Origin of the sequence: Moraxella sp. CTOTU49097 (assembly GCF_032064105.1) — a bacterium.
In the GTDB taxonomy this organism is placed as follows: Bacteria; Pseudomonadota; Gammaproteobacteria; order Pseudomonadales; family Moraxellaceae; genus Faucicola; species Faucicola osloensis_B.
Genome location: NZ_DAMBOA010000025.1, coordinates 1 through 20,911, shown reverse-complemented (window position 1 = coordinate 20,911; position 20,911 = coordinate 1). Strand labels below are relative to the sequence as shown.

Genomic DNA, 20,911 nt, shown 5'->3' with positions numbered 1-20,911 from the left:
TTACAACAGTAAGGGGGTGTTTTTTGTATTGTAGTTTCTTAAGATGTTTTATATATTCTTATGATGTTCGTTTGATTCTTTTAGTTATCTTGCGTTAATATCTTATTTGCTACATAGCTTTACGCATTTTCACACTGTAAATTTTTGAATTCTATATACTGGTTCTATCAATGTCGATCCTTTTTCAACCTTAGGTGAACATTTGATATTTGCTAAGAAATTACAAATATACTTAAAAGTTTAGGATAAAAAAATGACACAAAAGCCCGTTAAGCCAGAGCCAAATATGAATAATCAGCAAGGAAATGCAGGCGAAACTCATCAGCAAGCTGATAATAATTCAACTAATTTAACCACGCAGCAAGGGATTGTTATTGCAGACAATCAGAATTCGCTAAAAGCGGGTCGTCGTGGACCTGCATTGCTAGAAGATTTTATTTTACGCGAGAAAATTACCCATTTTGACCATGAACGTATTCCAGAGCGTGTTGTACATGCGCGAGGTAGTGCAGCACATGGTTATTTTGAATTAACCAAATCATTAGAGCAATTTACCACAGCTAAGGTATTAACAGATGTAGGCAAGCAAACCCCATTATTTGCGCGTTTTTCAACGGTAGCCGGTGGTGCAGGATCGATTGATACGCCGCGTGATATTCGCGGTTTTGCCGTCAAAATCTATACAGAGGAAGGTAATTGGGATTTAGTGGGTAACAACACCCCTGTGTTCTTTATTCAAGACGCGATTAAATTTCCCGATATTATACATGCTGTAAAAATGGAGCCTGATCGTGGTTTCCCACAAGCGGCATCAGCGCATGATACCTTTTATGATTTTATCTCGTTAAATCCTGAAACCTTACATAACTACCTATGGGCGATGAGTGATCGCGCTATTCCTCGCAGTTTACGCATGATTGAAGGCTTTGGTATCCATAGCTATCGCTTTATTAATGCCCAAGGTGAAAGTGTGTTCTTCCGTTATCACTGGCGTCCACGTTTGCAGCTTCAATCACATGTGTGGGATGAAGCAGTGAAAGTTGCCGGTGCTGATCCAGACTATCATCGTCGTGATCTATTTGAAACCTTGTTTGAAAATGGTGACGAAGTTGTTTGGGACTTTGGTGTGCAGATCTTTACCCAAGAACAAGCAGAAAAATTCCCATTTGATCACTTGGATGCAACCAAATTAATTCCAGAAGAATTAGTCCCTGTTGAAATCGTGGGTAAAATGGTATTAAACCGTTATCCCGATAACTTCTTTGCTGAGACAGAGCAAGTGGCTTTCTGCCCAGCAAATATCGTACCCGGTATCGACTTTAGTAATGATCCATTGCTACAAGGTCGTTTATTTAGCTATCTTGATACCCAGTTGTCACGTTTGGGCTCACCAAATTTTGCGCAGTTGCCAATTAATGCACCAAAATGTCCATTCCATAATATGCAGCGTGATGGTCATATGCAGATGCAAATTCCCAAAGGCCGCGTCGCTTATGAACCACAAAGTTTAGAGCCAGAAAAACCGCGTGAAAATCCGTCAATTGGGTTTAAATCATTTGCAGAGGATTTAACTCAAAATAACGATGCCGTTAAAGGTCGTATCCGTGCAGAAAGCTTTGCAGACTTTTATAGTCAACCACGTATGTTCTATCGTAGTCAAACCCCCATTGAGCAGGCGCATATTGCTTCAGCGATTGTGTTTGAGCTTTCAAAAGTTGAGACACCCTATATCCGTGAGCGCATGGTTGCACAGCTGTTGACGGTTGATGAAACATTGGGTAAACGCGTGGCCGATGGGTTAGGGATGAAATCTGTGCCAAAACCGATTGAGCCGACGGTTCCGGTGCAAGATTTGCCATTATCGCCAGCTTTACAGTTGATTGGCAAAGCTAAACCAACCCTTGAAGGTCGTAAAGTTGCTATTTTAGTTGCAGATGATTCAAATGCAGAAATGCTTGAAAAATATAAAGCGGCGATTACCGCAGCAAAGGCAACACCTTTTATAGTAGCGCCAAAAATTAGTATTACGTTAAACAATGGTGAAACTATTGCGGTTGACGGTCAATTGGCGGGTTCGCCTTCTGTCTTGTTTGATGCAATCGTGAGTATCATTATGCCAGAGCAAGCGAAAAAACTAGCCAAAGTCAGTGAAGCGATTGCGTGGTTTAAAGACGCGCACGCCCATCTAAAAGCGATTGCTTATTGCGGTGCGACGGATGAATTTATCCTAATTCCTCAGCATATTGAGAAAGACGCCAGTGTAGTGGCTTTAAAGGAAATAGATACTTTTATCGAGAAGGCCAAATCGCGTGAATGGGATCGTGAACCTAATGTTCGTGATTTAGCATAACTCATCAACCCAGCAACAAAAAAGCTAGCTTATTATTAAGCTAGCTTTTTATTTGTTTGGCGGAAACGGAGGGATTCGAACCCTCGATACGCTATTAACGTATACACACTTTCCAGGCGTGCGCTTTCGACCACTCAGCCACGTTTCCAATCGAGTTGCAACTCCAAAATATAGGAATCGCAAAACGGACGCCTATTTTACCCAAAATAATGCCAAATGTCATGTATAATTAATCAATTTTCATCGATGGCTAGAGTTGGTAAGTTATAGCGTATGAGTTGTCATCAGCGTTTTTCACAAACATCATTGTCACAGAGCTTGGTAGTGTTAGCTTTATCCTTATTGCCCTTATGGGCACATTCAAGCAGCTCTTTAGATTATCGTAAACAGCACCTCAATCAATGTGGCAATACCTATGCTAACCAACAAAGTCCCCAGCCACTCTCGAATCAACCACTTGAGATTTATTATCTATGTCTAAATGGCTTTGCTGTGGGCTATTCGTCACTCAGTAAAACCGCTTTGTGGTCAGCGGAGTATTTGACGCGAGCGCGTATTGAAAAAGCGAGTGAACTATCTAGGGTTGATAATTTTCACGAGGAAAGTCAGCTGCCTAATCGGGTTAAAGGCTATTTAGCTGATTATCGTAACGTACCTTATGATCGTGGACATTTGGCGCCCAATGCAGATATGAGTACGCTTGAATCACAATATGACAGTTTTAGCCTTGCAAACATTGTACCGCAAAATCCTATCAATAATCGTAGCACTTGGCGAGATATTGAGTCCCGTACCCGTTATCTAGCGATTAAACACAACCGTATCTATGTGGTGACAGGGGTGGCTTTTATCAGCAATCGGGTTAAGAAAATTAATAACAATATATTAGTACCCAGTCATCTGTACAAAGCGATTTATATTCCAAGTCTACAACAAGCAGGCGTCTATTTTGCACCTAATGATGATAGTCAGCGCGTGGAAGTCATTAGTTTGGATGAACTTGCGGTAAGAATAGGCGTGGATGCCATGCCAGGGTTATCAGGGAAGGTACAAAAAACGGCAATGACGCTGCCTATCGATGACTATTCGAGCGCTACAACAAACAAAAACACCCCAAAATCAGAACCCGATAACCAGCAAATTTTATTAGTCTTAGTTAATTTAGTCTTGACTATTTTTGAATGGATAATCAGCCTATTTAAGTCCTAAAAATGGTAATTATACACAAATGACTGATTAGTCAGTTTGCGCTTTCGGGATTTTTTAAAAAAATAATTATTTAAAAATCAATTACTTAATAATAAAAAAATGAGAAATTTTGTCCTGTAAGGATGTAGAAAACTATTAGCAACTTTTGCGTATTAAAAAATATCTTTACCTCAAAACCATTTTGGCTATAATGATTGTCAATGACACTGCATCTCACTTCCCTTACTTTTTTGCAGTGCGCTACAGAAGGAACTGTTATGAAAATTTCTCTTAAATCAATCAGCGTTGGTGTTGCTCTTTCTACTTTAAGTGTTGCTGCTATGGCTGCCGATCCAATCGTGGGTACTTGGCAAACTTATGAAGACAATCAACCAAAAGCCCAAGTTCAAATCTCACAAACAGGTAGTACTTTCACCGGTAAAATCGTTGCGGGTAATACTGAAAAAGCAAAATCTTTTGTTGGTAAAACTGTGTTAACAGGCGTTAAAGCAGCGGGTAATGGCAAATATGCCGGTAAAGCAAAAGACCCACGTTGGGGCTTTGGGTTAGGCGCAAATATTTCAGTAAGTGGTTCAACCTTGACTTTATCTGTTCCAGTCAAAGGCAGCCAAACTTGGAAAAAAATTAAATAATCGCTACTGATTTGAAATCTCAAAAAAGCTAGATATGACTATCTAGCTTTTTTATTTGTCTAATCGCAAGTTTTCTAGAGTCTTTTAGTATGGTTAAATAAAAAAATAGGCTGATTGAATCAGCCTATTTTTATCATTCTTTGTCTATTCGATACGTTCGCCATGTACGGCTAAATCAAGACCGGTGTATTCATCTTCATCAGTGACACGTAAGCCCATGGTTAATTGAATCACTTTAGCAATAATGAAAGTCACAATCGCGCAGTAGATGATAACCGCAAACACGCCTTCTAATTGTACCCAAACTTGACCAATGGTCGATAAAGCCAGTGGTTTGCCAGTGATAGCAGGACTCACAAAGACACCTGTCAATATGGCGCCGACGATGCCACCAACGCCATGCAATCCAAACGCATCCAAGCTATCATCAATTTTTAACAGACGTTTCAGATAGTTGACTGCATAAAAGCAAACCAATGAGGTGATGATACCAATCGCTAATGCGCCTGCTACCGTCACAAAACCTGCCGCTGGGGTGATACCGACTAAACCCGCTACTGCACCTGATGCACCGCCCAGTACAGAGGCTTTACCACGCACTAATTTTTCGATGGCAAACCAAGTCAATGCCCCTGCCGCTGCCGCTACTTGCGTGACGAGTAACGCATTACCTGCCAATGCATTTGCCGCCAACGCACTACCGCCATTGAAGCCAAACCAACCTACCCAAATCAAACCCGTACCAATTAAGGTTAAAGCCAAGTTTGAGGGTGCCATTGGGTCACGGTTATAGCCATTACGTTTACCTAAAACCGCCGCCAACACAATACCTGCTACACCGGCATTAATGTGCACGACCGTACCGCCTGCAAAGTCTAGCGCACCATCTGCCATCAACCAGCCACCGCCCCAAACCCAGTGGCAAATCGGTGCATACACCAATAATACCCAAAGGGCAGTAAACACCATAAAGCTACTAAATTTGATACGTTCAGCAATCGAGCCTGCTAAGATTGCCACAGTGATAATGGCAAAGGTCATTTGAAAAGTGACAAATAACAGGGTGGGTACGGTACCGGTTAAATCACCTAACCCGATATTAGATAACAGGGCATTATCGAAACCGCCAATAAATTGATTAAAATCGCTGCTACCAAACGCCAGCGAATAACCTAACACAATCCAAACAATAGATACTAATGCTGTGGCACCATAACTGTGTGCCATCGTCCCTAAAATATTCTTTTTGCGCACCATACCTGAGTAAAACAATGCCAACCCTGGAATAGTCATTAGTAGCACTAATGCAGTAGAAATTAATACCCAAGCCGTGTCGCCTGCATTTAGCGTAGGCGTGTCAGCAGCATGAGCCACCAATGGAGATAACAACAATAACGATAAAATTGATTTAGTAGATACTAGTGGCTTTGAAAATTTGGCAAAAGCTGCCCTTGTAGTGACGGCATTCATCGTAACCCCCTTAAAATTATTTGAGATAGTCGTTAAGCTGCTTGATAGGTCTGCGTTAATGTTTAAAGGATGGTCGACTTTAAAAGTTAACAAGCGTTGCCACAACGACAGTCATGATAGTGTTAGATAGCATTAGCGCCCGTTTCACCCGTACGGATACGAATCACTTGTTCTAATGGTGATACAAAGATTTTGCCATCACCGATTTTGCCCGTGCTAGCCACGCGAGTGATAGCTTCAATCGCTGCATCAACCATTTCGTCAGTCACCGCAATTTCTAATTTAACTTTGGGCAGGAAATCAACCACATACTCAGCACCACGATACAATTCAGTATGACCTTTTTGACGACCAAACCCTTTTACTTCGGTAACAGTAATACCTTGAACGCCAATCTCAGAGAGTGACTCACGCACGTCATCTAGTTTGAACGGTTTTAAGATAGCCGTAATTAATTTCATAATAATTTCCTTTTAAGTGCCGCTTATGGTTGGGTTAGTTAATAGCTGCTACAGTGGCTTAATAGTACTTAACCCTAAACAGCATTCGTATAGCGAGTTGAAAATGGTAGTTTCGATAATTCAAAAGCTATGCCAACTTTCAAAAATGTCCTATTTTTAAGGGGGTAAAAAATACAACCTATTGAAAATAAAGCAAAAACTTTTTTATAGTTTCAATGCGACCATCACACAGAAAGCGTAATTTTATTATAACGAAAAAATAAAAATTCCTCTAATTTAAATCAGACATTGCACCAAAAAGGTTATTTGGGTGCCATTAATGATTTTGTAGATAATTTTTAGAATTATTTTAATGATTAGCGATAAAAATAAAATAATTGCACTAAAAAAGTGCATTCTACTAACTAAAATCGTTAAATTTTTTAGGTAATACGAATAAAAAGTCTATCCGCATCACAAAAATCCTAGTATTTAAACCGCCTTTTATTGCTGCCACTACAAAACATGAAAACTGACATTTAATCGCAAAACTTTTTGTCATAAAATGGTATGATAGAAAACGTTTTTTAGCTTATGCGGCAAGTATTGTGATTGCCTTAGTTAGCGGTACCTTTATTTAAGTATTACAAGTTTAAGTGTTACAAGGAATTCTCGTGAGCCAAATCTCTGCCACCCAATCAGCCGTTTCACCTGCTTCAAACAACCAAAGCATCCAATCAGCATCGAGCATGATTCAACGTGGCAATGGATTACAAGTGGTGGTTGGACTTGGCAAATCAGGCTTGTCGGCAGTCAACTATTTACAAGCGCTTGGTTACCCAGTAGCCGTCACCGATGCCGGTCTGCCCAAACTTGCCGAGCATTTGCCAACCGATATAGTGACCAAATTTGGGGCATTAGATGCCGAGCTGTTGGCAGTGGCAGATCGCATTATCATCAGTCCTGGTATTGACCCTTATTTACCGGTGTTTGATGGCGCCCGTGCGAAAAAAATCGCGATTGTCAGTGATATTCAATTGTTCCATGAGGTAGCTAAACAGCGACAAATTCCGATTATTGCGATTACCGGCTCTAATGCCAAAAGCACGGTCACCACCCTGGTTGGCGAGATGGTCAAAAACGCGGGGTTTAAAGTCGGGGTCGGTGGTAACTTGGGAACACCCGCGCTTGATTTGCTACTTGAGCCCATACAGATGGCGGTGCTTGAGTTATCCAGTTTTCAACTACAAACCACCACCAATTTGTCCGCCAAAGTAGCCACCGTGCTTAACATGTCGCCTGACCATCTAGACCGCCATGGCAATATGCTTGGCTATCACCAAGCCAAACACCGAATATTCCAAGGCGTGCAGTCCATTGTGGTCAACCGCGAGGACTTGCTTAGTCGCCCGTTGGTAGCCGATGATATGCCCACCCTTACCTTTGGTAGTAACGCACCGGATATGAATCAGTACGGATTGATAAAAGATAGCGATGGTGAAATCTGGCTAGCACGAGGTCGCGAGCGGTTGCTCAATGAAAAAGACGTACCGATCAAAGGTGAACATAACTTGATGAATGCGCTGTCAGCCCTAGCAATTGGCGAGCTAGCAGGTCTGCCGCTAGCGAGTATGTTAACCACATTAAAAAACTTTGTCGGGCTGCCACACCGCTGTGAATTTATCACAACCACCCATCAGCTTGATTGTTTTGACGACTCCAAAGGCACCAACATTGGCTCGACCATCGCGGCTATTTTGGGGCTAGGTAAAGTATATGCGCCCAAAGGCAAAAAACTCGCTGTGATTTTGGGCGGGCAAGGTAAAGGTCAAAACTTTGCTGAACTGGCAAAACCCTTGATGGATTATGCGCAAGTGGTGTACTTTATCGGTGAAGATGCCGATAAAATCGCGGCTGATTTGGCATCAGCCGGTTTAGATACTCACAATCCTGCAGGAATTGTGTTAACCAAATGCCAAACCTTAGAACAAGCGGTCAATCAAGCTTGGCAAGACCAGTCAACATTCCCCGCTTTAGGTGTATTATTGCTATCACCCGCTTGTGCAAGTTTTGATCAGTTTAGTGGCTATGTGGAACGTGGACAAGCTTTTCAACGCTTAGTCAAACCCCAATAATCATTCGCTAGTGTATTTTTAATATTTAGGTTGTGTTATGCCCGCGCCCCATTCGACTTCTTCGTCACTTTCTTCATCCGTCTCAGCTAACAGCGTTTCTACTAAGAAAAGCCGCCAGTGGATTCCGCCCATTAATTCGGTGCTATTGACCACGGTAGCAACCATTATGGTATTTAGTCTTTTGATGGTGGCGTCCGCATCAATACCTTTTGCACAAACCAAAAAACTGGGTGATTTTTACTTTTTTTACCACCAATTGGCGTACATGGGAATCGGTGCAGTTCTTGGTTTACTGGTATATTTTATCCCGCTTCGCAAGACGTTTCGCTTAGATTTTATTATGTATGCGCTGCTAGCTTGTCTGTTGCTGATTATTTATACCCTAATCGGTGGGTCAGTGATTAATGGCAGTAAACGCTGGATTGAACTGGGTGGTATCAATTTTCAGCCCTCTGAATTGGCAAAATTGTTGATGATTTTGTACACGTCAGATTATCTGGTGCGCCGATCAGAAGAGATTCGCAACCATTGGAAAGGCTTTTTGCGGCTAACACTGATAGCCATGGGGCTGATCTTATTTATCATGTTGCAGCCTGACTTCGGCTCGGTAGTGATTATTGCGACCTGTATTGCGGCGATGATTTTTGTCGGCGGCTTACCCATGCGCCAGTTTTTTATCATCATGGGTGCCATGTTTTTGGCGGGCACCATGGCGATTATGGGGGCAAGTTACCGACTAAAACGGGTAACCTCGTTTTTAGATCCGTTTGATGACTTAAAAAATAGTGACTATCAGCTAGGTCGCAGTATTGTAGCCTTTGCCCGCGGTGAGTGGTTTGGTGTCGGCTATGGGGAAAGCATCCAAAAACTCTCCCATTTACCGGAGGCGCATACCGACTTTTTACTAGCCATTACCGGTGAAGAGTTAGGCTTAGTGGGTGTGTCGTTTTTACTGGTGTTACAAATTATTTTGGTCACTACGGTTATGCGCATTAGCTACCAAGCGCTAGCACGGCACCAAACTCGCTTAAGCTATTTTGCGTTTGGGGTTGGGATTTTGTTCTTTGGGCAAATTTTTGTTAATGCCGGCATGACCATGGGGATGCTACCTACCAAAGGGTTGACCATGCCATTTTTTAGCTATGGTGGTTCTTCTATGGTGGTTAATCTGATTATCGTCGGATTGTTGATGCGAATTATCAAAGAAAGCCCAACGATTCCTGCCAATCAATGTCGTTATTATTAATGGGTTGCCAAAAGATTTTGTAAGCTATCGACTTCAATACGCTGTTTGCCTTGCAGCGGCGTATGATCCCATTGGCATACCGCTTGCTCAAGCATTGTGGTGGGTTTATCCATATCAATCGGCGGCTGTTGCAATAATTGCAGTGCGGTCTTAATAAGTTGTGGTGCAGGGTAGGATTTAATCGGCTCTGCGAGCGTTTGTTTAGACAGTTTTTGCCCTTGTGCATTCACCAAAATGGGTAAGTGGTAGTAGTGTTGGTTAGGGGGAAAATTTAAATACTCCCCAATCACCAGTTGCGGTATCGTCAATGGCAAAATATCTAGACCACGCACGATTTGATTGACATTTTGCAGCGCGTCATCAATCACCACCGCAAGCATATAATTAATCATGCCTTTGCTGGCGGTTGGCGTATTTGAGAAAGACCGCCCAATGCACCGCCTTCTGACCACAATATCACCCTGTTCTCGTTGCGGATTTCCCGAAATTACCCCTTGCAGCTGATCGAAAAAAAGCATTGGGTTATCTGGCATCACTAAGCGAATGGCATGATCGCGCGATAGCCGCTTATAGACACAGATTCTAGGATAAGGGTATTGGTTGTTGGGGTGGGCGAGTTGATAAGCTTGCAGGGATTTACGACTGCAATCACAGCCATAACTTACTGCTTTTAGTTGCTCATCCAATAACGCGTGATACGTGTTTAGGTGTTGCGACTGGTAACGAACGTTACCATCCCAGTGCAAGCCTAATCGATCCAAATCTGCTAAAATCAAATCGCTAAATTTTGGATGACAGCGCTCAGTATCAGTATCTTCAATGCGTACTAGCCACTTGCCTTGCACTTGTTTAGCGATACAGTAACTGGCAATCGCAGTCACCAGTGACCCCAAATGCAAAGCTCCCGTCGGAGAGGGAGCAAAGCGACCAATAACGGGAGATGTTGATAAATTAAGCATGACCCCATGCTTGTTTTTCTTTAATCTCTGATAAGGTTTTGCAGTCGATACATTGGGTCGCGGTTGGACGGGCTTCTAAACGACGCACACCAATCTCCACACCGCAAGTCTCACAAAAACCGTAATCGCCACTGTCAATTTCAGCAATTGATTTATCAATCTTGCGAATCAGTTTACGCTCACGGTCACGCGTGCGCAGTGCCAACGCAAACTCTTCTTCTTGGGTGGCGCGGTCATTAATATCAGGCATCGCTGTTGATTCATCTTGAATATAAGATTTGGTTGATTCAGCTTCGCTAATTAACTGCTCTTTCCAATCTAGTAAAATTTTTCTAAAATGCGCAAGCTGTGCGTCATTCATATATTCTTCTTCAGCCGCTGGCTGATATGGGGTAAAGCTTAATTCACGTTCATTTTGGGCAGATGCCATAGCTAATTCCTTTAAAAACCGATAGTGATACAATTTTAAGTTTACAATTTCATTACGAGTTCAGCACTCAAGCCAATGACATCATGTTATTAACACTTTAAACACTGCAATTCGTCAGTATATGAAATCAAACTAAAATAAACGCTAAAACCTTAATAAACAAGCTAACCAAACTTTCACGACATTAAGTTTATGAACATAAGTTCAACAACCATGAAAAATTAGTCAGATAGTATCTGTTCTTTTGATACCAGTTGCAAGTAACCCATTGTTATATAAATTTATCCAACGTAAACCAGGCGCAATTTCGTCAATGGTATAGTCTTTACACAAGGGTTTAAACTGTAGGCTAGTCGATGGGCAACCAAACACAGATGTCCCATAATTAATCCTATGCATTTCTTGGTGAATATGACCAACAAATATAGCTTTAATGCGGTCTAGATACGGCATTACCACTTCCCAAAAACGGTCCGCATTGATTAGGGTGTACTCATCAAGCCATGTTGAATCGATTAATACCATCGGATGATGACAAAAAATTGCACAAGGGCGATTGGCGTTTGCTAACTGTCGCGCCAGCCACCGCAATGTTTGCTCGTCAATTTTGCCATGACTGTGCCCCTCACAAGAAGAGTCTAATAACAATAAGTCCCAATAATCGGTGGCAATACTATAGCATTTTTGCAGGCGAGTATCTGCTTTGACAGGCAAATGACGGCGCTGGGCAAAAGGTAGATGATTATCAATCTCTAGGGTCACATCATGATTGCCTGGAATGGCTATAAATGGAATGTCGACGTCGTCTAAGGTTGCAAATAAACGGTCATAATTTTGTGGGGTAGGTTCATGGCATAAATCGCCCGTCAGTACCAACAAATCAACATTATCGCGCTGTTGTCGGACCAAGGATAATACCGACTCAAATGTGTCTGCGGTATTAACGCCATTCATTAACTTATTAGGGTCATTAAAAAGATGCAGATCACTTAATTCAATAATTGAAAAATAATCAGCATGGTGTTGTGATATCGAACTTGGCAGTAACGTCACTCAGTTATCCTTAGAATAATGACGGTAATCGTGGCAGTACAACTTTATCAAACAACGGTTAATTGACTTAAGTCAATTAAATAAGGCATGTTTTATATCACAAATGCTCATAATTGACAAACACAATCACAAAATAATTGTTGGCGGAGTCTGATTCTAAGTATTCGATAAAAAAAGGTGACTATTGGCAGCGCTGACAAACACCTGAAAGCTCAATAATACTTGACTGAGTGGCAAAATTGGTCGATTGCTCAACCTCAATTAGCATGGCCTGGATAGATGGGTGGCTAAACTCTTGTACCTCGCCACAGCATCGACAGACCAAAAAAGCGGCAACATGGCGATCGGTGGGCTGAGAACAAGCAAAAAATGCCTTGCTGGAATTTAATTGATGAACCAAGCCATGCCTAAGCAAAAACTCCAAACTACGATATACAGTTGGCGGTGCGACGACTTTTTCGCTCGCTGATTGCAGCAAATCCAATAATTCATAAGCCCCAATGGGCTGCGCAGCAAGTAGAATCAAACGATACACTTGCTCTCGCAGCGCAGTAAAACGTAAACCTTGCGCTTGGCAATCTTGTTTTATCTGAGCAATCTGTGCTTCAATCTGCTCGGCCGTCATTTGTGGCATACACATGGACATAGATAGGTGGCGACAATTTGCGTCGTAACTATTGGCTGATTGAATAGAACTTCCAGCTGATTGAATAGAACGTTGGGTCATATCACATAAAATCATCAATAACTATCAAATTACTTTAGCATGAAAACCGCATAATTTGTCTGAGAAATTAGCGATTCGGCTATAAAACTACCGGGCAATATAACAAGTCTAATAACACACTATTCATAATGACTGGCGATTAACGTCAGCATAGATAAAACAACCTTTAGCAAAATTTTTAATCAAGATTCTGCTATACTACTTTCATCATTTCTGCCCACAATCAGCTAGCCCTTATTTTGCTATGTCAAAACCTGCCAAGCCATTTGACCCACAGTCTATCCAACAATCCATCAACAAGCAGTCGTGGCTGATACTTGGGCTGGTTGCCATCGGGATTGCATGGGATGTTTGGCAAGGCAATAGCCAGTATGCAGTGAGTAAAAATTTGCTAGCCGGTAGTGTGCTAGGGTGGGTGAGCCAAATCATCTTTGCTAAAATTTCCTTGAACAAATCGGGCTATCAGCAGCGTCGTCAAATTGTTCATCGTTTTTACCAAGCCCATATGGCAAAATGGGTGCTTACCATTGTTGGGTTTGCCCTGATTTTTCTGCTGTTAAAACCGCTAAACGCCATTGCGGTATTCGCGGGCTACTTAATTTTGCAAATGAGTTACCTCATCATCACTTACCGAAATCCTTGGTAAAAAAAGGCTGTTTACAATTATTTGGTAATAACAGAAATAACCTAAACTAAATCACAAATAAATCCATTTAATCCTTTACAAAAAGGTAACAGTTGAATTAATATAGTGAAAATTTTTTAAAGGTGCGATTGCTCAGCGCTAATTGGCTAAAAAGAATTAGTTTTCAAGCAATTGCATATATGTTTTACTGATGACCCACTTATTTGAGTCAAGCAAAACACAGTAGGTCGATAGCCTATATTATTACGTTGATAAACAATCCGTTTATTCACGGTTCATCACCTTAGTTAAGCAGATTGCTTAAACGCCTCGATGTGCCTTTGACGTCATGTTTGCACTTCTCATTGAGTATCATCAGCTCAGTTAGATACGATTATAGTGTTAAGTTACAAATTTTTGTGATTAGACAAAATATCTGACGCTAACTCCCTCTATTATCGGCTCAATATAAAAAAGAAGTTAAGATTATGGCAGAAGCAAACGCAGAAATTACTTCAAATGAGTATATCAATCACCACTTGACAAACTGGACTTTCGGTAATCACCCAACAGAAGGTTGGATAGTTGCCGAAACCAAACAGCAAGCTTCTGAAATGGGTTTCAATGCGATTCATTTAGACTCAATGCTGTGGTCGATTGGTTTAGGGGTTCTTTTTTGTGCCATTTTTTATATGGTGGCAAAAAGAGCGACCTCAGGTGTACCCGGCAAAATGCAAGCTTTTATTGAAATGATTGTGGAGTTTGTTGATAGTAACGTTCGTGATACTTATCATGGCACATCAAAGGTTATTGCGCCATTAGCACTGACTATTTTTGTGTGGATTTTCTTGATGAACTTCATGGATCTTCTGCCAGTTGATTATTTGCCTGTCATTGCACAAAAAATTGGTGGTCTGCTAGGACATAACCCACACCATGTTTACATGAAAGTCGTACCAAGTACCGACCCAAATGTGACGCTTGGTATGTCGTTCTCAGTATTTGCACTGATCATTTTTTATAGTATTAAAGAAAAAGGTTTTGGCGGTTTTATTGGTGAATTAACCCTTCATCCATTTAGCGCAAAAAACCCAATCGCTAAAATCTTATTGATTCCAGTGAACTTTATCCTAGAGTTTGTAACTCTAATCGCAAAACCTATCTCACTTGGCTTACGACTTTTTGGTAACATGTATGCAGGTGAATTAATTTTTGTGTTAATCGCCCTTATGCCATTTTGGATTCAATGGGTGTTATCAGTACCGTGGGCAATCTTCCACATTTTAGTAATCACTTTGCAAGCGTTCGTTTTCATGATGCTAACCATTGTCTATCTTAGCCTTGCATCACAAACTGAACATTAATTTTTAACAATGAGGATATTTAGATGAATCCAGAACTTGCTAGTATGACCGTAATCGCAGTGGCATTACTTATTGGTTTAGGTGCTCTAGGCACTGGTATTGGCTTTGCAATCTTAGGTGGCAAATTCTTAGAAGGTGTTGCTCGTCAACCAGAACTAGGTTCACAATTGCAAACTCGTATGTTCATCGTGGCAGGTCTTCTTGACGCCGTACCGATGATCGGTGTTGGTATTGCAATGTTATTGTTATTCGCAAATCCTTTAGCAGGTTAATAGGTACACTATCAGTACAATGTCCACATCATCTTATGTGGACAAGGATTGAAGAAACTTAATTAACGAGGGATTCTAAGTGAATATCAATGCAACCCTAATTGGACAATCGATTGCATTCGCCATCTTCGTGATGTTTTGCATGAAGTTTGTGTGGCCGCCTTTGGTTGCTGCTATTTCGGATCGCCAACGTAAAATCGCAGATGGCCTAAATGCTGCCGAAAAAGCCAAAGCAGACTTAGCAACTGCATCACAAGCTGCAGAGCAAGAGCTTATCGCAGCAAAAGCAAAAGCCGCTTCACTCATTGACCAAGCGAACAAAAGTGCTAATCAAATGATTGAAGATGCCAGAGTGCAAGCACAAGTGGAAGGCGAACGTATTCGTCAACAAGCGCGTGAAGCAATTGATCAAGAAATTAATAAAGCCCGTGAAGGTTTACGCGCGCAGGTTGCAGAACTTGCCGTACTCGGTGCCGAAAAAATCTTACAAGAAAAGGTCAATCCAGAAACTCATGCCAATATGTTAAACCAATTGGCAGCCAAGTTATAAGTAGCAACCGTACAGTGAGGATATGATGGCTGATTTATCAACCTTAGCAAGACCCTATGCAAAAGCAGCATTTGATTATGCTAAAGAGCATCACGCTGTCAATGAGTGGCAAGATTACTTAAACGTGATGAATGCCATCGTTAGTGATAAAGCATTTGCCGATTATATCAATAATCCAGCAGTTGCTGCACAAGCTAAAGTCGCTACTTTAAAAGACCTTTATAACCAAAGTTCACCTGAAGATAGCAATACCGTGTTTAAAACTTTAAGCACCGCTATTGAGGGTGGGGCACAAGCAGATTCCAATGCTTTTGTTAATTTTTTGACGCAACTTGCAGAGCAAGATCGTTTGGCATTATTACCCAGTATCAATGAGCGTTTTGGTTTATTAAAAGCTGCTGATGCAAAAGAAGTTCATGCGTATGTCACGTCGGCATATCCATTAACGCAAGTGCAAGAGCAACTCATTGAAAACCGACTTGCCACCTCCCTAGGCGCGAAGGTCGTACTACATGTCAATGTAGACCCTGCCCTACTTGCAGGTGTGACAATTAAGGTCGGTGACAAAGTAATCGATGACTCTGTACGTGGCAAATTAAAACAGTTAAAAACACAGCTGACGGCATAAATTTCAACAAAATTGATTCTAGTCAGTAAAAATTAAGGAACAGTGCAATGCAACAATTGAATCCAGCGGAAATCAGTAATCTGATTAAGCAGCGAATTCAAGACCTGACTGCGGGTGCCACAGCAAAGAACGAAGGCACTATTGTCATGGTATCTGACGGTATCGTACAGATTCATGGTCTTGAAGATGCCATGTACGGCGAAATGATTGAGTTTGAAGGTGGCGTATATGGTATGGCGCTAAACCTTGAACAAGACTCAGTCGGCGCGGTTGTTCTAGGTGAATACTTGAATCTCCAAGAAGGACAAAAAGCTTACTGTACTGGTCGTATTTTAGAAGTACCAGTTGGACCTGAGCTTTTAGGTCGTGTGGTAGATGCACTGGGTAATCCTATCGATGGTAAAGGCCCAATTAACGCCAAATTAACGGATAAAGTTGAAAAAATCGCCCCAGGCGTTATCGACCGTCAATCAGTTGATGAGCCAGTAATGACAGGTTATAAAGCTGTTGATACCATGATTCCAATCGGACGTGGTCAACGTGAGCTTATCATTGGTGACCGCCAAACTGGTAAAACAGCCATGGCGATCGATGCGATCATCGCGCAAAAACACTCGGGCATTAAATGTGTCTACGTAGCGGTTGGTCAAAAACGTTCAACCATCGCAAACGTGGTACGTAAACTAGAAGAAACAGGCGCACTAGCTTATACAACGGTTGTGGTTGCATCTGCTTCTGAACCTGCAGCGCTGCAGTACATCGCGCCATACTCTGGTTGTACTATGGGTGAATACTTCCGTGACCGCGGTGAAGATGCGCTTATCATTTATGATGACTTATCAAAACAAGCCGTAGCTTATCGTCAAATTTCATTGCTTTTACGTCGTCCACCAGGACGTGAAGCTTACCCAGGTGATGTATTCTACCTTCACTCACGCCTATTAGAGCGCGCTTCACGTGTAAACGCTGAGTATGTAGAAAAATTCACCAACGGTGCTGTAACAGGTAAAACAGGTTCATTAACTGCCTTGCCAATTATTGAAACCCAAGCAGGGGACGTATCAGCATTCGTACCAACCAACGTGATTTCAATCACTGACGGTCAGATCTTCCTAGAGTCAAGCTTGTTTAACTCAGGTATCCGTCCAGCGGTGAATGCGGGTATTTCAGTTTCTCGTGTTGGTGGTGCAGCGCAAACTAAAATCATCAAAAAATTGTCAGGTGGTATCCGTACCGCATTGGCACAGTACCGTGAATTGGCAGCATTTGCACAGTTTGCTTCTGACCTAGATGATGCAACCCGTAAACAGCTTGACCATGGTCAACGTGTGACTGAATTGATGAAACAAAATCAATACGCACCAATGAGCATCGCTGAACAAGCTGCGGTAATTTATGCCTCTAACGAAGGCTATCTAGCCGATGTTCCCGTGAACAAAGTGGGTGCATTTGAAGCAGGTTTGTTACGTTACCTACGTGACCAACATGGTGATTTTATGGCAGACATTGATAACACTGCCAACTATAATGATGATATCGCAAACCAATTCAAATCAGCGATTGAAAACTATAAGCAAAATCATTCATTCTAAAATTCAGTGAAATTTTAGAACTGCATTGTCATAGAACAAATGAACAAAGGGGTTATGATTACTTTGTTCATTTTTCCAAATTTCGTCCATGTTACATCAATGGGCGTGGACTGAAACTAAACATGGCTGTATGGATTATTTATGGCAAGTTTAAAAGAAATTCGAGCAAAAGTTGCTAGTATTAAAAGTACCCAGAAAATTACTCGCGCCATGCAAATGGTTGCAGCGAGTAAGATGCGACGTGCCCAAGAACGTATGCAACTAGGTCGTCCTTATGCTGATAGCATGCGTCGAGTGGTTTCTCATCTAGTTAAAGCTTCACCAGACTACAAACATCCTTACCTAGTACCTCGTGCGGTTAATCGTGTTGGCTATATTGTAGTCAGTTCTGACCGTGGTCTTGCAGGTGGTTTGAATATCAACTTATTCAAAAAATTGATGCAGCACGTTAAACAACAAAAAAATCAATCGGTTGAAACGCGTTTTGCGGTGATTGGTCAAAAAGGCGTGAGCTTCTTTAAAACATTCGGTGGTACGGTGATTGCTGCGGAAACTCACTACGGTGACAACCCAAGCTTTGAGCAACTTAGTGTGCCAGTTCAAGTAATGCTTGATGCGTATAATCGTGGCGAAATTGATGAGATTTACATGGTATATAACGAATTCGTTAATGCCATGACCCAAAATCCTAGTGTGCAACGCTTAGTACCGATTGCGGCTGAGTCTTTGGTTGATGAAACGATGGCAAATCGTGAACACAGCTGGGATTACATCTATGAGCCAACTACCAAAGAGCTGCTTGATGGTTTGATGGGACGTTATGTTGAATCAATCGTCTATCAAGGTGTGGTAGAAAATATTGCTTCTGAACAGTCTGCACGTATGGTTGCTATGAAAGCAGCAACGGATAACGCAGGTAACTTAATTAACGAATTACAATTGGTTTACAACAAGCTGCGTCAAGCGGCGATTACCCGAGAAATTTCGGAAATCGTTGGCGGTGCTGCTGCTGTTTCATAATTGACCTACATTCAAGGAGAGCGTAATGAGTAGCGGTCGTATTGTACAGATTATTGGCGCGGTTATTGACGTTGAATTTGACCGTCAAAGCGTACCAAGAATTTATGATGCCTTAAAAGTTGAAGGCACAGAAACTACATTAGAAGTACAACAACAATTGGGTGATGGTATCGTACGTACTATTGCCATGGGTTCTACTGAAGGTCTAAAACGTGGTCTACCAGTTAGCAATACTGGCGCACCAATCTCTGTACCTGTGGGTAAAGGTACCCTAGGTCGTATCATGGACGTTTTAGGACGCCCAATCGACGAAGCAGGTCCGGTAGAGCATAGCAACACTTGGGCTATTCACCGTGAAGCGCCAAGCTATGATGAACAATCGAACTCTACTGAACTTTTAGAAACGGGTATCAAAGTAATTGACTTACTATGCCCATTTGCTAAAGGTGGTAAAGTCGGTCTGTTCGGTGGTGCGGGTGTTGGTAAAACCGTTAACATGATGGAACTTATCAATAACATCGCAAAAGCACACTCAGGTTTATCTGTATTTGCTGGTGTAGGTGAGCGCACTCGTGAAGGTAATGACTTCTACCACGAGATGAAAGACTCAAACGTACTTGATAAAGTTGCGATGGTGTATGGTCAGATGAATGAGCCACCAGGAAACCGTTTACGTGTTGCCCTGACAGGTTTGACTATGGCGGAATACTTCCGTGACGAAAAAGATGAAAACGGTAAAGGTCGTGACGTATTATTGTTCGTTGACAATATTTATCGTTATACGCTAGCGGGTACTGAAGTATCAGCATTATTAGGTCGTATGCCATCTGCGGTAGGCTATCAGCCAACGCTTGCAGAAGAGATGGGTGTACTACAAGAACGTATTACTTCAACCCAATCAGGTTCTATTACTTCTGTTCAAGCGGTATATGTTCCTGCCGATGACTTGACTGACCCATCACCTGCGACAACCTTTGCTCACTTAGACGCAACAGTGGTATTGAGCCGTGATATTGCCTCACAAGGTATTTACCCAGCGGTTGACCCACTTGACTCAACGTCGCGTCAGTTAGACCCTCTGGTCATTGGTGAAGAGCACTATGCTGTTGCTCGTGGTGTCCAAGAAGTGTTACAACGCTTTAAAGAGTTGAAAGACATTATTGCGATTTTGGGTATGGACGAATTATCAGAAGACGATAAATTAGTAGTGTACCGTGCACGTAAAATCCAACGTTTCTTGTCACAACCTTTCCACGTTGCAGAGGTATTCACTGGCTCACCAGGTAAATATGTACCAATCCGTGAAACCATTCAAAGCTTTAAAGCAATCTTGAATGGTGAGTATGATGACTTGCCAGAACAAGCATTCTACATGAAAGGTGGTATTGAAGAAGTGGTTGCTGCAGCAGAAAAACTACGCGGCTAATTTCTCAATCAAACCCTGTTAATTTAAACTATATTAACAGGGTTTTATCAACCTAATTTTGCAATACCATAGGAGAGAACTGTGGCAACTTTACAATGTAATGTCGTCAGTGCGAAAGAAACTATCTACTCTGGTGAGATTAGTATGTTAATTGCTACTGGTGTAGAAGGTGAAGTCGGTATTTTGCCAGGACATATTCCTTTTATTACGCTATTAAAACCAGGTACCATGCAGATCAAAACTAGCAATGGCAATGATGAAATGGTGTATGTATCAGGTGGTGTTTTAGAAGTACAACCGCATTTAGTGACGGTATTGGCAGACACAGCAGTACGTGCGAATGACTTAGATGAAGCCAAAATTTTGGAAGCACGTCGTCATGCAGAACAAACCTTGCAAAATCAAAAAGCTGATATCGACACCTCTGCGGCTTTGGCAGCATTGGCAGAATCTTTGGCACAATTGCAAACCTTACAGAAATTCAAAAACCGTGCCTAATTTTGATCGGGGCGTGTAAAGACAGTGGCTATGACCACTGTTTTTTTATGGGTGGTTAAAGATATAAGTGGTTAAAAAAAGAGTGCTTAAAAATTTGCTAATTATCTTTTAAACCAAAGCTAGCAAAAAATTTTTATCCGTTAACAAACAGACAACCTTATATCCTATGCTTTTGCATCTGTTTATATGTGGTATTTATACTTTTTTATGTTTAGTTACGTTTTAACAATAGAAACCTTTGCACGAATAAACACACAAAAGTTCATTAAATTGGTATAATACAAT

The 20,911-nt window shown here is 41.6% G+C and carries 20 protein-coding genes and 1 tRNA gene; 14 read left to right on the top strand and 7 right to left on the bottom strand.

What is annotated here, in order from left to right:
- The first annotated feature begins 286 nt into the window (after positions 1–286).
- Positions 287–2,350 carry a catalase gene (locus RT064_RS10020; RefSeq protein ID WP_409519563.1) on the top strand — a complete coding sequence of 688 codons (2,064 nt, stop codon included), beginning with the start codon at positions 287–289 and terminating at the stop codon, positions 2,348–2,350.
- A gap of 57 nt (positions 2,351–2,407) precedes the next feature.
- Here the strand turns inward: RT064_RS10020 and RT064_RS10015 are convergent.
- Positions 2,408–2,498 (bottom strand) — tRNA-Ser (locus RT064_RS10015).
- A 125-nt stretch (positions 2,499–2,623) separates the two neighbouring features.
- Here RT064_RS10015 and RT064_RS10010 point away from each other — a divergent pair.
- Positions 2,624–3,559: a DNA/RNA non-specific endonuclease gene (locus RT064_RS10010; RefSeq protein ID WP_313063158.1), complete on the top strand. Its 936-nt coding sequence runs from the start codon at positions 2,624–2,626 to the stop codon at positions 3,557–3,559.
- Between the two features lie 257 nt (positions 3,560–3,816).
- Positions 3,817–4,191 (top strand): DUF2147 domain-containing protein, encoded by a 375-nt coding sequence (locus RT064_RS10005; protein WP_159772341.1) that lies wholly within the window; start codon positions 3,817–3,819, stop codon positions 4,189–4,191.
- Between the two features lie 144 nt (positions 4,192–4,335).
- Here RT064_RS10005 and RT064_RS10000 read toward each other — a convergent pair whose 3' ends face one another.
- Positions 4,336–5,661, bottom strand: a complete 1,326-nt coding sequence (locus RT064_RS10000; RefSeq protein ID WP_313063157.1) for an ammonium transporter — start codon at positions 5,659–5,661, stop codon at positions 4,336–4,338.
- 122 nt (positions 5,662–5,783) lie between these two features.
- On the bottom strand, positions 5,784–6,122 hold the full coding sequence (locus RT064_RS09995) for a P-II family nitrogen regulator (RefSeq protein WP_007115809.1): 339 nt from the start codon (positions 6,120–6,122) through the stop codon (positions 5,784–5,786).
- Between the two features lie 728 nt (positions 6,123–6,850).
- Between RT064_RS09995 and murD the strand changes: the two genes are divergently transcribed.
- Entirely contained in the window at positions 6,851–8,236 is a 1,386-nt protein-coding gene (gene murD, locus RT064_RS09990) for a UDP-N-acetylmuramoyl-L-alanine--D-glutamate ligase (RefSeq protein ID WP_313063160.1), read from the top strand.
- Positions 8,237–8,273: 37 nt separating this feature from the next.
- Entirely contained in the window at positions 8,274–9,482 is a 1,209-nt protein-coding gene (gene ftsW / locus RT064_RS09985) for a putative lipid II flippase FtsW (RefSeq protein ID WP_313063156.1), read from the top strand.
- On the opposite strand, the gene gluQRS is transcribed toward ftsW, so the two are convergent.
- From gluQRS to RT064_RS09965, 4 genes are all read right to left on the bottom strand, one after another.
- Positions 9,479–10,441 carry a tRNA glutamyl-Q(34) synthetase GluQRS gene (gene gluQRS / locus RT064_RS09980; RefSeq protein WP_313063154.1) on the bottom strand — a complete coding sequence of 321 codons (963 nt, stop codon included), beginning with the start codon at positions 10,439–10,441 and terminating at the stop codon, positions 9,479–9,481. The genes ftsW and gluQRS overlap by 4 nt on opposite strands.
- Positions 10,434–10,871 carry an RNA polymerase-binding protein DksA gene (gene dksA, locus RT064_RS09975; protein ID WP_007115815.1) on the bottom strand — a complete coding sequence of 146 codons (438 nt, stop codon included), beginning with the start codon at positions 10,869–10,871 and terminating at the stop codon, positions 10,434–10,436. Before dksA ends, gluQRS begins: the two co-directional genes overlap by 8 nt.
- A gap of 225 nt (positions 10,872–11,096) precedes the next feature.
- On the bottom strand, positions 11,097–11,924 hold the full coding sequence (locus tag RT064_RS09970; RefSeq protein ID WP_313063153.1) for a metallophosphoesterase: 828 nt from the start codon (positions 11,922–11,924) through the stop codon (positions 11,097–11,099).
- 181 nt (positions 11,925–12,105) lie between these two features.
- Complete coding sequence (locus tag RT064_RS09965) at positions 12,106–12,558, bottom strand: Fur family transcriptional regulator (RefSeq protein WP_313063152.1); 453 nt, start codon at positions 12,556–12,558, stop codon at positions 12,106–12,108.
- 337 nt (positions 12,559–12,895) lie between these two features.
- Between RT064_RS09965 and RT064_RS09960 the strand changes: the two genes are divergently transcribed.
- From RT064_RS09960 to RT064_RS09920, 9 genes are all read left to right on the top strand, one after another.
- Positions 12,896–13,297 carry an ATP synthase subunit I gene (locus RT064_RS09960; protein ID WP_313063151.1) on the top strand — a complete coding sequence of 134 codons (402 nt, stop codon included), beginning with the start codon at positions 12,896–12,898 and terminating at the stop codon, positions 13,295–13,297.
- A gap of 467 nt (positions 13,298–13,764) precedes the next feature.
- Positions 13,765–14,640 (top strand): F0F1 ATP synthase subunit A, encoded by an 876-nt coding sequence (atpB, locus tag RT064_RS09955; RefSeq protein WP_007115819.1) that lies wholly within the window; start codon positions 13,765–13,767, stop codon positions 14,638–14,640.
- A gap of 23 nt (positions 14,641–14,663) precedes the next feature.
- Positions 14,664–14,912 (top strand): F0F1 ATP synthase subunit C, encoded by a 249-nt coding sequence (gene atpE, locus RT064_RS09950; RefSeq protein WP_076775459.1) that lies wholly within the window; start codon positions 14,664–14,666, stop codon positions 14,910–14,912.
- Positions 14,913–14,991: 79 nt separating this feature from the next.
- Positions 14,992–15,462 (top strand): F0F1 ATP synthase subunit B, encoded by a 471-nt coding sequence (locus RT064_RS09945; protein ID WP_036594652.1) that lies wholly within the window; start codon positions 14,992–14,994, stop codon positions 15,460–15,462.
- A gap of 25 nt (positions 15,463–15,487) precedes the next feature.
- On the top strand, positions 15,488–16,090 hold the full coding sequence (locus RT064_RS09940; RefSeq protein WP_313063150.1) for a F0F1 ATP synthase subunit delta: 603 nt from the start codon (positions 15,488–15,490) through the stop codon (positions 16,088–16,090).
- A gap of 47 nt (positions 16,091–16,137) precedes the next feature.
- Entirely contained in the window at positions 16,138–17,682 is a 1,545-nt protein-coding gene (gene atpA, locus RT064_RS09935; protein WP_007115823.1) for a F0F1 ATP synthase subunit alpha, read from the top strand.
- A 141-nt stretch (positions 17,683–17,823) separates the two neighbouring features.
- Entirely contained in the window at positions 17,824–18,702 is an 879-nt protein-coding gene (atpG, locus tag RT064_RS09930; RefSeq protein WP_313063149.1) for a F0F1 ATP synthase subunit gamma, read from the top strand.
- A 25-nt stretch (positions 18,703–18,727) separates the two neighbouring features.
- On the top strand, positions 18,728–20,128 hold the full coding sequence (atpD, locus tag RT064_RS09925; protein WP_007115825.1) for a F0F1 ATP synthase subunit beta: 1,401 nt from the start codon (positions 18,728–18,730) through the stop codon (positions 20,126–20,128).
- An 81-nt stretch (positions 20,129–20,209) separates the two neighbouring features.
- The gene (locus tag RT064_RS09920; protein WP_065253551.1) at positions 20,210–20,626 is read left to right on the top strand and encodes a F0F1 ATP synthase subunit epsilon; all 417 of its coding nucleotides are present in this window, start codon (positions 20,210–20,212) and stop codon (positions 20,624–20,626) included.
- The last annotated feature ends 285 nt before the right edge of the window (positions 20,627–20,911 follow it).

Bases quoted from the DNA above. Each gene is read 5' to 3' on its own strand.
- atpB (WP_007115819.1), top strand. From the start codon at position 13,765: ATGGCAGAAGCAAACGCAGAAATTACTTCAAATGAGTATATCAATCAC.
- murD (WP_313063160.1), top strand. From the start codon at position 6,851: ATGATTCAACGTGGCAATGGATTACAAGTGGTGGTTGGACTTGGCAAA.
- gluQRS (WP_313063154.1), bottom strand. From the start codon at position 10,441: ATGCTTAATTTATCAACATCTCCCGTTATTGGTCGCTTTGCTCCCTCT.
- RT064_RS09965 (WP_313063152.1), bottom strand. From the start codon at position 12,558: ATGCCACAAATGACGGCCGAGCAGATTGAAGCACAGATTGCTCAGATA.
- atpD (WP_007115825.1), top strand. From the start codon at position 18,728: ATGAGTAGCGGTCGTATTGTACAGATTATTGGCGCGGTTATTGACGTT.
- RT064_RS09995 (WP_007115809.1), bottom strand. From the start codon at position 6,122: ATGAAATTAATTACGGCTATCTTAAAACCGTTCAAACTAGATGACGTG.
- RT064_RS10010 (WP_313063158.1), top strand. From the start codon at position 2,624: ATGAGTTGTCATCAGCGTTTTTCACAAACATCATTGTCACAGAGCTTG.
- RT064_RS10005 (WP_159772341.1), top strand. From the start codon at position 3,817: ATGAAAATTTCTCTTAAATCAATCAGCGTTGGTGTTGCTCTTTCTACT.
- RT064_RS10020 (WP_409519563.1), top strand. From the start codon at position 287: ATGAATAATCAGCAAGGAAATGCAGGCGAAACTCATCAGCAAGCTGAT.
- atpA (WP_007115823.1), top strand. From the start codon at position 16,138: ATGCAACAATTGAATCCAGCGGAAATCAGTAATCTGATTAAGCAGCGA.
- RT064_RS10000 (WP_313063157.1), bottom strand. From the start codon at position 5,661: ATGAATGCCGTCACTACAAGGGCAGCTTTTGCCAAATTTTCAAAGCCA.
- atpG (WP_313063149.1), top strand. From the start codon at position 17,824: ATGGCAAGTTTAAAAGAAATTCGAGCAAAAGTTGCTAGTATTAAAAGT.
- ftsW (WP_313063156.1), top strand. From the start codon at position 8,274: ATGCCCGCGCCCCATTCGACTTCTTCGTCACTTTCTTCATCCGTCTCA.
- RT064_RS09960 (WP_313063151.1), top strand. From the start codon at position 12,896: ATGTCAAAACCTGCCAAGCCATTTGACCCACAGTCTATCCAACAATCC.
- RT064_RS09940 (WP_313063150.1), top strand. From the start codon at position 15,488: ATGGCTGATTTATCAACCTTAGCAAGACCCTATGCAAAAGCAGCATTT.
- dksA (WP_007115815.1), bottom strand. From the start codon at position 10,871: ATGGCATCTGCCCAAAATGAACGTGAATTAAGCTTTACCCCATATCAG.
- atpE (WP_076775459.1), top strand. From the start codon at position 14,664: ATGAATCCAGAACTTGCTAGTATGACCGTAATCGCAGTGGCATTACTT.